12 protein-coding genes, 1 tRNA gene and 1 pseudogene are annotated in these 12143 nt (G+C 38.1%); 9 read left to right on the top strand and 5 right to left on the bottom strand.

The window, feature by feature from the left end; translation table 11 throughout:
- Window positions 1-51: 51 nt before the first annotated feature.
- Entirely contained in the window at window positions 52-1452 is a 1401-nt protein-coding gene (lpdA, locus tag IPI99_11945) for a dihydrolipoyl dehydrogenase (protein MBK7341226.1), read from the bottom strand.
- Window positions 1453-1531: 79 nt separating this feature from the next.
- On the opposite strand from lpdA, the gene IPI99_11940 reads away from it, so the two are divergent.
- Window positions 1532-2065, top strand: a complete 534-nt coding sequence (locus IPI99_11940; protein ID MBK7341225.1) for a hypothetical protein — start codon at window positions 1532-1534, stop codon at window positions 2063-2065.
- Between the two features lie 305 nt (window positions 2066-2370).
- Window positions 2371-2444: transfer RNA gene (locus IPI99_11935), tRNA-Ala, on the top strand.
- A 913-nt stretch (window positions 2445-3357) separates the two neighbouring features.
- Here IPI99_11935 and IPI99_11930 read toward each other — a convergent pair.
- Window positions 3358-3981, bottom strand: a complete 624-nt coding sequence (locus tag IPI99_11930) for a deoxynucleoside kinase (protein MBK7341224.1) — start codon at window positions 3979-3981, stop codon at window positions 3358-3360.
- A gap of 133 nt (window positions 3982-4114) precedes the next feature.
- On the opposite strand from IPI99_11930, the pseudogene IPI99_11925 reads away from it, so the two are divergent.
- Both IPI99_11925 and IPI99_11920 read left to right on the top strand, forming a co-directional pair.
- Window positions 4115-4821, top strand: a pseudogene (locus tag IPI99_11925) (ABC transporter ATP-binding protein).
- Window positions 4822-4899: 78 nt separating this feature from the next.
- The gene (locus tag IPI99_11920; protein MBK7341223.1) at window positions 4900-5451 is read left to right on the top strand and encodes a cob(I)yrinic acid a,c-diamide adenosyltransferase; all 552 of its coding nucleotides are present in this window, start codon (window positions 4900-4902) and stop codon (window positions 5449-5451) included.
- Here IPI99_11920 and IPI99_11915 read toward each other — a convergent pair.
- Window positions 5412-5561 carry a hypothetical protein gene (locus IPI99_11915; GenBank protein ID MBK7341222.1) on the bottom strand — a complete coding sequence of 50 codons (150 nt, stop codon included), beginning with the start codon at window positions 5559-5561 and terminating at the stop codon, window positions 5412-5414. The two genes, IPI99_11920 and IPI99_11915, sit on opposite strands and share 40 nt — an antisense overlap.
- A gap of 6 nt (window positions 5562-5567) precedes the next feature.
- The gene (locus IPI99_11910; GenBank protein MBK7341221.1) at window positions 5568-6128 is read right to left on the bottom strand and encodes a hypothetical protein; all 561 of its coding nucleotides are present in this window, start codon (window positions 6126-6128) and stop codon (window positions 5568-5570) included.
- Window positions 6129-6213: 85 nt separating this feature from the next.
- Between IPI99_11910 and IPI99_11905 the strand changes: the two genes are divergently transcribed.
- The 5 genes from IPI99_11905 to IPI99_11885 all read left to right on the top strand — a co-directional run bounded on the left by IPI99_11905 (window position 6214) and on the right by IPI99_11885 (window position 11141).
- The gene (locus tag IPI99_11905; GenBank protein MBK7341220.1) at window positions 6214-7011 is read left to right on the top strand and encodes a CPBP family intramembrane metalloprotease; all 798 of its coding nucleotides are present in this window, start codon (window positions 6214-6216) and stop codon (window positions 7009-7011) included.
- Between the two features lie 58 nt (window positions 7012-7069).
- On the top strand, window positions 7070-8935 hold the full coding sequence (locus IPI99_11900; protein MBK7341219.1) for a M1 family metallopeptidase: 1866 nt from the start codon (window positions 7070-7072) through the stop codon (window positions 8933-8935).
- A gap of 334 nt (window positions 8936-9269) precedes the next feature.
- Window positions 9270-9875: a GTP cyclohydrolase II RibA gene (ribA, locus tag IPI99_11895; GenBank protein ID MBK7341218.1), complete on the top strand. Its 606-nt coding sequence runs from the start codon at window positions 9270-9272 to the stop codon at window positions 9873-9875.
- Window positions 9872-10642: a nucleoside triphosphate pyrophosphohydrolase gene (mazG, locus tag IPI99_11890; GenBank protein MBK7341217.1), complete on the top strand. Its 771-nt coding sequence runs from the start codon at window positions 9872-9874 to the stop codon at window positions 10640-10642. The genes ribA and mazG overlap by 4 nt, the downstream gene beginning before the upstream one ends.
- A 118-nt stretch (window positions 10643-10760) precedes the next feature.
- A complete protein-coding gene (locus tag IPI99_11885; protein ID MBK7341216.1) occupies window positions 10761-11141 on the top strand; it encodes a LysM peptidoglycan-binding domain-containing protein in 381 nt (126 codons plus the stop codon).
- 197 nt (window positions 11142-11338) lie between these two features.
- Here the strand turns inward: IPI99_11885 and IPI99_11880 are convergent, their stop codons facing one another.
- Window positions 11339-12142 (bottom strand): LysM peptidoglycan-binding domain-containing protein, encoded by an 804-nt coding sequence (locus tag IPI99_11880; protein MBK7341215.1) that lies wholly within the window; start codon window positions 12140-12142, stop codon window positions 11339-11341.
- Window position 12143 lies beyond the last annotated feature (1 nt).

Here is a 12143-nt window from a genome sequence, read left to right as displayed (position 1 = left end):
TTTATACATATGCTATAGAAGTGTCATTTAAAACAAAATATAAAAATTACTTTAGAGATGAATGACTTCTCCATATGCAGCAGCTGTTGCTTCCATGATGGCTTCTGACATGGTCGGATGTGGATGGACTGCCTTCAGTATTTCATGCCCTGTGGTCTCTAACTTCTTCGCAACAACCAATTCCGCAATCATCTCAGTGACGTGATCACCTATGAGATGTGCTCCTAGAAGTTCTCCATACTTTTTATCATACATGACCTTAACAAAGCCTTCCTTGTTCCCTGATGCACTGGCCTTGCCGCTGGCACTGAACGGAAATTTCCCGACCAGAATGTCAAAACCTTTCGCTTTCGCTTCTGCTTCAGTCAAGCCAACGCTGGCAATTTCTGGGGTGCAATATGTACACCCGGGTATGTTTCCATAATCCAAAGGCTGAGGATTGTGACCACAAATTTTTTCTACGCATATTATCCCTTCTGCACTAGCAACGTGTGCCAAAGCCGGACCCGGTACTATGTCTCCTATGGCATAAATCCCCGAGACATTTGTTCTGTAGAATTCGTCCACTAAAACGTATCCTTTATCCTGCTTAATGCCGAGCTTTTCCAAACCTAGATTTTCAGTATTCGGACTTACACCTGCAGCAGACAAGACTACATCACAGTTAATCTGGGATTCTTTGCCTTCTTTTCTATCTTTAGCATATACAACAAGCCCTTGCTTTGCTTTTTCAACTTTTTCGACAGAAGTATTGCCAAGTACCTGAATTCCTGCTTTCTTAAACGAACGGGTAAGTTCTTTCGAGATGTCAGCATCCTCGCGTGGTACTAAGCCTTGCTCCATAAACTCAATAATGGTAACTTTTGTACCTAAACTATTGTAAAAATGAGCGAACTCTACACCTATCGCACCAGCTCCGACCACAACCATTTCTTTTGGAGCTGAAGTCAAAGTCATCGCTTTTCTATAATCAATGATCTTTTCACCATCGATTTTGAGGTTTGGGAGTTCTTTGGCTCTGGCTCCAGTAGCCAAGATTATATGTTCGGCTTCAAGCTCATTGAGACCGCCATCAGAGTTTGTAACTTGAATTTTGCCACTTCCAAGCAATCGAGCAGATCCCATGATGACGTTGATCTTGTTTTTTTTCATCAGAAATTGAACACCTTTACTCATTCCTTCAGCTACTGCTCTGCTTCTGCTTATGATTATACCGAAATCTGCTTTGGAATCAGATACAACAATGCCATAATCAGCTGCATGTCGGATATAGTTGAATACTTGAGCACTTTTGAGCAAGGCCTTAGTAGGAATACATCCCCAATTCAAACATATGCCTCCCAACGATTCTCGTTCTATAATACATACATTCTTGCCTAATTGAGCAGCTCTGATAGCTGCAACATATCCCCCTGGTCCTGCTCCAATAACAGCGATATCGTATTTGGTCATCTTTTATCTTATTTAAAATTTCACAAATATACATCCCTTGCATGGATACTCAAATTCAGCTTTATTCGTTTGCAATCCCATGAATATTAAACTCGCCATTTTGTCAATGGCTTATTTGTTAACATGGGTCGGAAATTGGATCTCTTTCGAACCATTGGATAAGTCCTTTCACGTACTTCTACCGGAAACACCGAGTTATTCTATAAAGTCCATGGATACCGAAATTGGCAATGTAGAAGTTGAATATTATTTTGCAACTCTAGACAAAGGCAAAGATGAAATCATCTTTTCGATCAATAAAACTAGCTATCCTTCAGATTTTTCTTTGGCTAAAATGGATTCCTCCTATTATTATATCTTAGAGACAACCCGTGAAGGTCTTCTGGAGCAACTAAAGGGTAGATGCCTTTATCAAGGTCCTGCAAATCAAGCTGACGTGGTTGGGGATCGATTTTCGATTGTATATCAATCCGCAGGGGATACGATGGTAGTCAACACCTGGATGTTGCCAAAAGAAAGTGTTCTTTTTACTTTGCAAACTTTTGCACCTATCTCAAAGAAACTTGCTCCTGAAATCAATAAATTTTTTGATTCTTTCCAGATTAAAATTTAATGCAAAATGGTCATTGGGAAGATTTTTACAATCTAATTTTTTGATTATTTGATCAAAGGTAATTGATGAATACATGATACTTTTAGGCATTGCAACCAAGTTTTTTCGAGATCAACCGCTTCCAATCTAAAACAAAGCCATTTGGCTTTCCATGATTTGACAAATCTCCCAGAAAGAAAAGCAAAGAGTTCTTAAATATAAAATTTTTCGAGTAACCAGGTTTTACGCACTAAAACAAAATAGAATAGGGTTTATTGTTCTTACTTGTTGGCTTATCCAATAAAATTATAACTTTGCGCTTCAACGGGGATGTAGCTCAGTTGGCTAGAGCGCTTGCATGGCATGCAAGAGGCCAGGGGTTCGAGTCCCCTTATCTCCACTACCTATCGGCTTTCGCTAAAGAACCAGAAGTCTTTACCGGGTTTAATCTATCACTTTACCCCGCTTTTATTAGTTTTTAGTGTAATTAAAACCGTATTCTTGGATTTCTAATATAGACTCTATCTGGAACTCTTCAATAAGATTTTCTTACCCTTGTTTTGGTTTTTTGAGCTAATTCATGCTTTACTCCTTTTAAAAGCACTTCCTGCCAATTGTGTTAGTTGCTTCAAGAACAGAATTGAAGCTAAAAAAGCTAAAGCAGAATTTGGGTTAAGTAGTTTATTGGTGCTGCCTTTTGAATCCTCCAAGTTTTGATATATTCTTACTGAAATGAAGCCAAGCCATTTAGTTTGCAGAATTTTATAACCGAAGCTTAAATCCAGATTTCACCTTGAAGATCAATTACACACCAAATTGACTTCAAAATCAAGGTTAATTCAACAGTTGGAGAATTACATTATTTAATTCTTGGCCAATCAATGTTAAGATTTCTAATTTTTAATGACTTTATGTAAACGTGTGCGCATTCTCCAATAGTTCACATCCATTATCGCACTCGATTGAAATAAAACAAGTGCTTTGCTATAATGACATTCTAAATTTGAACGCTCCAGCCTGAAAGGGTTGTTACCTTCAAGAATTGGATATATGTTGATAGTAACGGAACACTCAAAACCTTCCTTCCAGTTCATATAAATCAGGGATGAATTTTGTGCTTTTCGGCCAGTTCAGAAAAAGTTTGACGCTATTTAATGGACTCAAGACACACTTTGGTCTTGAATTCATTACTAAAATTGCTTCTTTTTCTTTTTCCAATGTTCTTTTGATTCTATTGGTTTAATTTAGTTTTTATGTCCGTTAATCAATTGGCCCATTTTTTGGGGAGTGTTCCAATCAATGGAATTGTAGATTTAGCTTGTGAATAGACCTGCAGTTTGTGCGTGGATCATATCTATTACTTTTCCAAGATCTTCTGCACTTTTTTTGAAATCAAGCCCATCAGCTTGGATGACAACTACTGGACAATCTTTGAATCCTTCTATAAAGTTTTCATATCGTTGGTTTAGTTTTTTGAGGTAGTCCAGGCTCATATTCCCTTCATATTCTCTGCCCCTTTGTTGGATATGATCCACAAGTGTTGGAATTGAGGCTCTCAAATAAATCAAGAGGTCTGGTGGTTTAACAGTACTCATCATGATCTTGAACAGTGTGAAGTAATTGTCGAAGTCCCTCTTTGACATGAGACCCATTTCATGCAAATTGGGGGCGAAAATATGCGCATCTTCATAAATCGTCCTGTCTTGGATAACAGTTTTACTTCCATTCTGGATTTCGATCAATTGTTGGAATCGGGAATTCAAAAAATAAACCTGCAGATTGAAGGACCACCTGTGCATATCAAAGTAAAAATCACTCAAATATGGGTTGTTTGAAGTGTCTTCGTAATGGACTTCCCATCCATAATGCCTTGAAAGTGCTTCACAAAGTGTAGTTTTTCCGGCACCAATATTACCGGCAATTCCGATATGCTTCATTCCTTTGGTTCTAAGTATGTGCAAATTAAAGCATTTCGTCCAGTATTAGAGGCATATCATCTAAATATTCCGGACAAATGATCCGAGGAGCACTATTTTTACATTAAAATAAATCCAGTAGATGTCTGACTTGATCATAGAGGTGAAAGACCTTCGCAAGACTTATGTGATGGGTTCTGAAACTATTGATGCGCTTCGATCCGTTTCTCTGCAAATCAAAAGAAATGAGTTTGTTGCGTTGATGGGGCCGTCAGGTAGTGGAAAATCTACTTTGATGAATCTCATCGGCTGCTTGGATTCACCAACTTCAGGAGAGTATTATCTCAATGGGATTAATGTCAGTGGGATGGGGATGCCGAACTTGCAGAAGTTAGAAACAAGCAGATCGGTTTTGTGTTTCAAACCTTCAACCTGTTGCCCAGAATGTCTTCTTTGGAAAACGTTGCTTTACCCCTGATATATGCAGGTTACAATAAATCTGATAGATTGGAAAAAGCCAGACAGGTCATGTCAGATGTGGGACTTGAATCCAGAATGTACCATAAGCCAAATGAGTTATCAGGAGGGCAACGCCAACGTGTGGCAATAGCAAGAGCGCTGATCAATGATCCTGCATTAATCCTGGCAGATGAACCTACCGGAAATCTTGATACAAGGACTAGTGAGGAGATCATCAATATCTTCAAAGACCTGCACAGAAAAGGAAATACAATACTGTTGGTAACTCATGAGCCGGACATTGCAGCACACGCAAGACGAATAGTAAGACTTAGAGATGGATTGGTTGAATCAGATAGCTCAGAATCTGCCTTCCCAAACCAAAATTTAGCCACATATTGAATCTAATATACCAATATTGCCTTTCGGCAGAATCTTGGTATGGCGATAGAATTAGGTGAACTCAAATGAGCGGAAAAGATGAAAATATATACCAAGCAAGGAGATGCCGGACAGACTGCCTTATATGGAGGACGGAAAGTGTCAAAATCAGATCTTCAAATCGAAGCATATGGCACGATTGATGAACTCAACTCAAATATTGGATTTTTAGCAGCACATGTGGATGATAAATCCATTCTGGATCTGTTGCTTAAGTGTCAGCAAGATCTCTTTGTGATAGGATCCCACCTAGCCATTGATTTTGATAACCCTAAAAAATTGAAACTTCCGGCTTTACCAGTAGCGAGGATTCCGGAATTTGAATCTGAAATAGACCGCATGGATTCAGCTTTGAAGCCTTTAACACAGTTCATATTACCATCAGGCTCAAAAGCTGTGGCTGTAGCTCACATCAGTAGAACAGTATGTAGAAGATCGGAAAGGAGAGTCGTTGCTATGAGTGAACATTTCGATTTTGACCCAGTTATTATGATATATCTGAACAGATTTTCAGACTATTTATTTGTATTGGCTAGATACGTAGCTCATTCTCAAGGCATCGAAGATGTCTGCTGGCTACCACCTTTATAAGGACAATTCATGCAGCCACATTTACAACATGTACCCCTTTTCAAAAGAAAAGACCTTGTAAATATAAGCCTACCATCTTCTGTCATTTCATAATCTACCCCTTCTTCCATTATAAATTAATTTAATGGCAATGGCGCCAGATTCGCTTGCCTATTCCAAATAAAATATGTGACTAAAAAGATCGCACTATAAAATAAATTTCCTGCCAATTCATACGATAAAAAAGGAATTGCTGCGATAAAACAGGATTCTAAACCGAGCAAGGTTTTGGGATATAAATTCCCGGTAGCCCAAACTGCAAAATTGCTTAAAACAAAGAAAATTAAAGAGGCACCTGTGGCAGTGCTCAGATAAGACATAATGGATTGGCTATTTCTCTTTAAAAAATATTTACCCGCAAAATATACCACAGTATAACAAGCCAATAACCAAATAACTCCTGAGCTAAGCCACTTGAATGATCCATGATTTGCATAGATGAAATTATTGATTACCAGATCACTCATCAATAGAGCAAGAAAAACTACAAACAAAGTACTTAGCCTCCTGTTAATTCTTGCTGCAAATACTACTGCTGCTATCATCGCAGTGAAATTTGGCTGATGAGGAATCAATCTGCTGATGAACACAGTAAAAGCTATGAAAATTAATGGTAGTATGAGTTTTATATTCATCATGTCGCATGATTTTGCCCAAAGATAGTAATCTCAAATCTTATAGTAAAATATTTGATATGTTTGATTTCATTTACATTTGCTGCTTGTGAGCGATCGGCAATTTCTCAGGCAGGCATATTCAGGCAAAAACGGTATATTTTATTATCTCATCACCTTGGCATTAAGCCTTGGCGCATTCTTTTTAAGTTCTTTTTTTGTTGTATTCCCTTACCAATCTTTTCTTGAAGGAAAGAAGGTTAATCTGGCGCTATTTACCATACTTCTTCCATTTGCAATGATGATGGTGAGCCTCCTGAAACTCACAGAAGTAATTCAGGAAAGAAGTTATACGACATTGATCAATACACAAGGTGCGATCCGATGGCGGAGAATAATGATATCTTTCTTGATCTGGTTCGCGCTAAATATAGTATCGGATTTATTGTATGGTCTAGTGGGAGGCGGTCAGTATGTATTCCAATTCCATTTGTGGCCTTTTGTCGGATTATTGATTGTAAGTTGCACAATGTTGTTCATCCAATCAAGTGCTGAAGAACTATTGTTTAGATCTTATTTGATGCAATTGTTGTATCGTCTTTTCAATCGTGGGTGGATTGCTTTATTGTTGAGTTCTTTATGTTTTGCATTGTTGCATGGAAGCAACCCAGAAGTAGCTGCCTTTGGGACCGAATTGATGTTGGCTTATTATTTTGGATTTGCAATATTTCTTGGCTCCTTGGTGTTGATGGATGAGGGTATTGAATTGGCCATTGGATTGCATGCTGCTACAAATCTTTATGGGTCCATGGCTGTAACAATGGATGCATCAGCCATTCAGACCGGTGCAGTTTATAAATTGTCTAATCCGGATGGCAAAGTATTAGTAATCATGGCATTGCAATGATGATAGTCTATATTGTATTGATCAAGTTTGTTTTTCGTTTAAAAATTAAATTATTTTGATGCTAGAAAGAATTACTATTATAATATTAGCTGGGTTGGTACATATAAGTACAAACAAAGTATTCGCTCAATGTAATGAATGGCAGCAAAGAGCCGATTACGATATTTCCGTAGAATTTGATGTCAAAAAACACAGATTTGAGGCAGCCGAATCCATCAATTATTACAACAATAGTCCGGATACGCTTACCAGGTTGTTTTTTCATCTGTTCTATAATGCATTTCAGCCGGGTAGTGACATGGATTTAAGGTCTCAATGGATAGTTGATCCGGATAAGCGAATAAAGGACAGAATTTCACAATTGAATCCCGATGAGATAGGATATCAGAACATAAAAGCAATCAAGGTGCGATCGACCAAAGCTGAATATAAAGTGACTGGAACTATTCTCGAACTACCGTTGTCGCAGTCATTATTGCCTTTAGATTCAATTGAGATTGATATCATTTATGATGCGCAAGTTCCCTTGCAGATAAGACGAACAGGCAGGTTCAATTCAGAAGGGGTTGATTATTCCATGACGCAGTGGTACCCTAAGTTGTGTATGTATGATGCTGAAGGCTGGCATCCCGATCCTTATATAGGCAGAGAGTTTTACAGTAATTGGGGAGATTACCATGTTGACATTACAATAGATAGTGAATATTGTATAGCATGTGGAGCTTATCAAACCAATTCAACTGAGGTCAGTTGTAATGACAAAAGCAAGTCTGGAAAAGCTAAAAAGAAAACCTGGAAGTTTTTTGCGCCTTCTGTGCATGATTTTGCCTGGGCGGCAGATACTGATTATAGAGAGACCGTTTACCATGCAAGGCATGGGATCGACCTCCACTGTTTTTACCTGAAGGACAATACCTATCAAAGGGACTGGGAACGATTGGCTGGTATCATCGATACCGCACTCGGATTCATTGAATCACATTATGGGCTTTATCCTTACAAGAAATATGCATTTATCCAGGGTGGTGACGGAGGAATGGAATATCCTCTTTCTACATTGATTACCGGAAATAGACCATTGATCAGTCTTGTGGGGGTTTCAATTCATGAACTGATGCATAGTTGGTTTCAAATGATGATGGCTACCAATGAGCTTAAATATCCCTGGATGGATGAGGGATTTACTTCATTTGCTGAGACAGAAACGATGAATTACCTTAAAGGGTTAGGGATTTTTCCCGGGTTGCATTTAGTTGTCAATCCATTTCAAGAAACGATCAGCGAATGGGTAAAATTTGTACTCACAGGTCAAGAAGAAGCTCTGACTACACATGGAGACCATTTTCTCAGCAATAGAGCTTATGGACGAGCAGCATACACAAAAGGTGCGTTGACACTCGTGATGCTGCGGTATATTATAGGGACAAATGCTTTTGATCAAGGAATGTTGAACTATTATAAACTGTGGAGTTTCAAACATCCGAGTTCGGATGACTTTTTTAGAGTGATGGAAAAGTCATCAAACATGGAGTTGGATTGGTTTAGAGATTATTGGGTCAATACTGTATTTCCCATCGATTATGCAATATCGGAGGTGACTTCTGAAGGGAAACAAACTATGGTTAAATTGTCCAGAATGCATATTTTTCCACTACCTGTAGAACTTGAAGTGACACTCACTGACGGCAAAAGGATATTATATTACATACCCTTAGACTTGCAGCGTGGATACAAAACATTTGAGCCAGTCTCTAATGCACGTACCCTGGAACCTTGGCACTGGGTAAGCACTGAATATAAATTCAACTTGCCTTTTAATAAAGAGCAAATCGCTAATCTAACTCTGGATGCAAAAGGAGAGGTCCCTGATATAGTATCAGATAATAACCATTATCCATTTCCTGCAAAACCTCAAGAAAAGTAATAAAGACGCTGTTAGTAGACATCCGAAAAGCTGTTGGAGATAATTTGAATGATTTTTTTAATGGTTTTCACTGAAAAAAGTTGGAAAAAATTTGGATTGATACCCAGTTGCTCCCGATATTGTGGGTTCAAATCAAGTTCACGAAACCAACCAGTACATGTTATTAGCAAGCATTGTATGTGCTATTATTTTAACCAGTATAGCATTTCAGATCTGGCAACAAAATGGATCGACTCTAAGATGAGTTAATGTTGCCTAAAAACCAAAACTCAACTCCAACATTACCCCGGAACCGTTGTTTTTGGTAAATATAGTAGATAAATAAAGCAAGGATTTGAAATCTAGCCGTCAAGTCATTTTTGCAAATCTACCCAGTGAATTTGGTAGATTTCAAATATACAGTTTCCCCTCTCAGGAACACATTGAACCAAATCTGGTACTCCTCTCAGAAAGCTTTGATCCTCACAGTATTAAAACACCATATGTTCGACTACACTCTGAATGTATGACTGGGGATGTGTTTGGCTCGTTAAGATGTGATTGTAGATTTCAATTGATTTCATCATTGGAGATGATTGATAATCATGGAGGATTGTTGATTTACCTCAGGCAAGAGGGTCGTGGTATAGGTATCAATGAGAAAATCAAAGCATACAAGCTGCAGGAACAAGGACAAGATAGTGTAGAAGCTAACCTGAGCTTAGGGCATCAAGCTGACCTGAGATCTTATGGTGAAGCTATCGAAATATTAAAATATTTTGAAGTTTCAAAACTCAATCTGATTTCCAACAACCCACAAAAATTCAAATCAATTCAGGATGCCGGGATTCAAGTTGTGGAACACATCCATATAGAAAAACCACTTGATGAGTATAACTCAGATTATCTCCATACAAAGAAGTTCAAAATGGGTCATTATCTTAAAAACGTTGGCAAATGAGCCATGATTTGGCGAAAGAAAAGTTTAGGGAGCTGCTTTCTGTGATGGATGATTTGAGGGAAAAATGTCCCTGGGATCAGAAACAAACTTGGCAAAGTCTTCACAATCTTACTATAGAAGAGGTTCATGAACTTCTAGATGCTATCTCTGAAGGAGATTCGAGGCAAATCAAAGAAGAGATTGGTGACGTAATGCTTCATCTCTTGTTCTATACAAGATTGGCTTCAGAAACCAATCTATTTTCGATGACGAATGTAATCGAAAGTTTGATTGACAAACTGAAGCAGAGGCATCCGCATATATATGGAGAAGTCAAGGTCGCTGACGAAAAGGAAGTGAGAAAAAATTGGGAGGAAATCAAGATGAAGCAAAGTGGAAAATCTTTGTTGAGCGGTGTCCCCAATTCATTGCCTGCTATTATTAAATCCTGGCGTCTGCAGGAGAAAGCAGCACAGGTAGGATTCGAATGGGATCAAATCGATCAAGTTTGGATAAAAGTAGAGGAGGAATTGGAAGAACTCCAATCTGCTAAAAATAGCCAGGCGTCGCAAGTAAAACTGGAAGATGAATGGGGCGATGTAGTTTTTGCGCTCATCAATTATGCACGATTTTTAGGGATAGATCCGGAGCAAAGTCTTCAAAAAACGAATGCTAAATTCATTCGAAGATTTAATTTTATGGAATCTAATGCATCAAAGCCATTACAAGATATGACTTTGGTAGAAATGGATGCTTTGTGGAATGAGGCAAAATTAAACGGGCTCTAAGAAGTAGAGATTGATTGAAGATATAAAAGAGTTCTTCTCTTTAAAAACAACCGACCATGTGAACTATTATTTTCTATAGTACGTTATATAGGCATTTTTCACAATAAAAATTTGAATAATGAGCTTACAAGACAAGTATCGTTCCGTCCTTAATCTTGGCCAGGAACTTGATGTACAAAATGGAAATGTACAAGAAGCGGATGGGGTTTTGCGCATTTGGGGAACAGCAAAAACACAATATGACAAAGACAGACTTTGGGATGAAATTAAATCTGTAGGAGGAAGCAATCCTTCTGATTTGGTCGCTGACATCAGTGTTGCGATTACAGATTATTATACCCGTCATACTGTTGCAAAAGGCGAGAGCCTCAGCTTGATTGCAAAGCATTATTACAAAGATCCGATGAAATACAAACACATCTTTGAAGCCAACAGAGATGTATTAAAAGATCCGGATGTGATTCATCCAGGACAGGAATTGACAATTCCTAATGTGTAATTTTCATTTAGGATAAAAATCTAAAAAAGAGGGTCGTAATTATGGCTCTCTTTTTTTTATGCCTAAAAAATAGGAAAGCTAATTTGATTTAGTGAATATAAAAACGGCCCATACAACTCAACAATAATTTACTGAATCAAGCTCAATAAATTGAAATTATTGAGACAATAAGCGAGCTTATCACCCATTGTAGAAATTTATTTTTTTCTGTATTGAACGTAGACAAAAAATCTACTGTCTATCACTTTGAGTTCTTTTGCGACTTCATTTGTCACAATTACTTTGGCATCAGATGGATAGGACATAGGTATTCTACCGATGACTTTTGCATAGACTTTTCGACCTGCTATGGGATTGCTGACTTCAATGATACTATTGATTTTTGCTTTGGAATGAAGGACGTAAAATCTTCCATTGTCATGATAGTTCTTCTCCCAATAAGCAACTCCTCTGTCCAACCTGTCGAATGAATATTGCGGTGCTTCATAGCCTACTTGAGTTTGAACGGAGTCCGATACTGTTTCGATGCTGTTGTTTAGCTCAGCTTCAGGTATTGCAAGATATCCCAGGAACAATGACGTGCCGGGCTTCAAGCCTGATTTTATACTTGGGTTCAATCGTTGAATATGCTCTTTCGAAATGCCGAATTTTCTAGTGCTTAAATCGAATAGATTATCCCCTTTTTGAATTTCGTAAAAAATGGCTTGTCCAACTCCTTGTTCCTCTTCGGTCAATGATGACATTTGTAAAGGAATCATGACTTGGCTTCCTTCCTGAATAAATTTTGCTTCAATTTGCGGATTGGCGTCTATCACATCCTTTAAATCAATACCATAGTAATTACTGATTGAGTAAATGGTCTGATTTTTTATTAAAGTATGAGAGTACATCGGACGGCCAGAAGGCGTTATTTTTACCCAAAGACTGTCAGCAGCATAGGTGCGAGTAACAGCTGCGGCGATTAGGCCAAGGCAAGTGGAAATGAAAAGTAACTTTCCCATT

It is taken from the genome of Saprospiraceae bacterium (assembly GCA_016710235.1).
In the GTDB taxonomy this organism is placed as follows: Bacteria; Bacteroidota; Bacteroidia; order Chitinophagales; family Saprospiraceae; genus Vicinibacter.
The sequence above is the reverse complement of the archived record's forward strand: the minus strand, read 5'-3'. Positions and strand labels throughout refer to the sequence as shown.

Coding starts and splice junctions, on each gene's coding strand:
- lpdA (MBK7341226.1), bottom strand. CDS start 1,452: ATGACCAAATACGATATCGCTGTTATTGGAGCAGGACCAGGGGGATAT.
- IPI99_11940 (MBK7341225.1), top strand. CDS start 1,532: ATGAATATTAAACTCGCCATTTTGTCAATGGCTTATTTGTTAACATGG.
- IPI99_11930 (MBK7341224.1), bottom strand. CDS start 3,981: ATGAAGCATATCGGAATTGCCGGTAATATTGGTGCCGGAAAAACTACA.
- IPI99_11920 (MBK7341223.1), top strand. CDS start 4,900: ATGAAAATATATACCAAGCAAGGAGATGCCGGACAGACTGCCTTATAT.
- IPI99_11915 (MBK7341222.1), bottom strand. CDS start 5,561: ATGGAAGAAGGGGTAGATTATGAAATGACAGAAGATGGTAGGCTTATA.
- IPI99_11910 (MBK7341221.1), bottom strand. CDS start 6,128: ATGATGAATATAAAACTCATACTACCATTAATTTTCATAGCTTTTACT.
- IPI99_11900 (MBK7341219.1), top strand. CDS start 7,070: ATGCTAGAAAGAATTACTATTATAATATTAGCTGGGTTGGTACATATA.
- mazG (MBK7341217.1), top strand. CDS start 9,872: ATGAGCCATGATTTGGCGAAAGAAAAGTTTAGGGAGCTGCTTTCTGTG.
- IPI99_11885 (MBK7341216.1), top strand. CDS start 10,761: ATGAGCTTACAAGACAAGTATCGTTCCGTCCTTAATCTTGGCCAGGAA.
- IPI99_11880 (MBK7341215.1), bottom strand. CDS start 12,142: ATGGGAAAGTTACTTTTCATTTCCACTTGCCTTGGCCTAATCGCCGCA.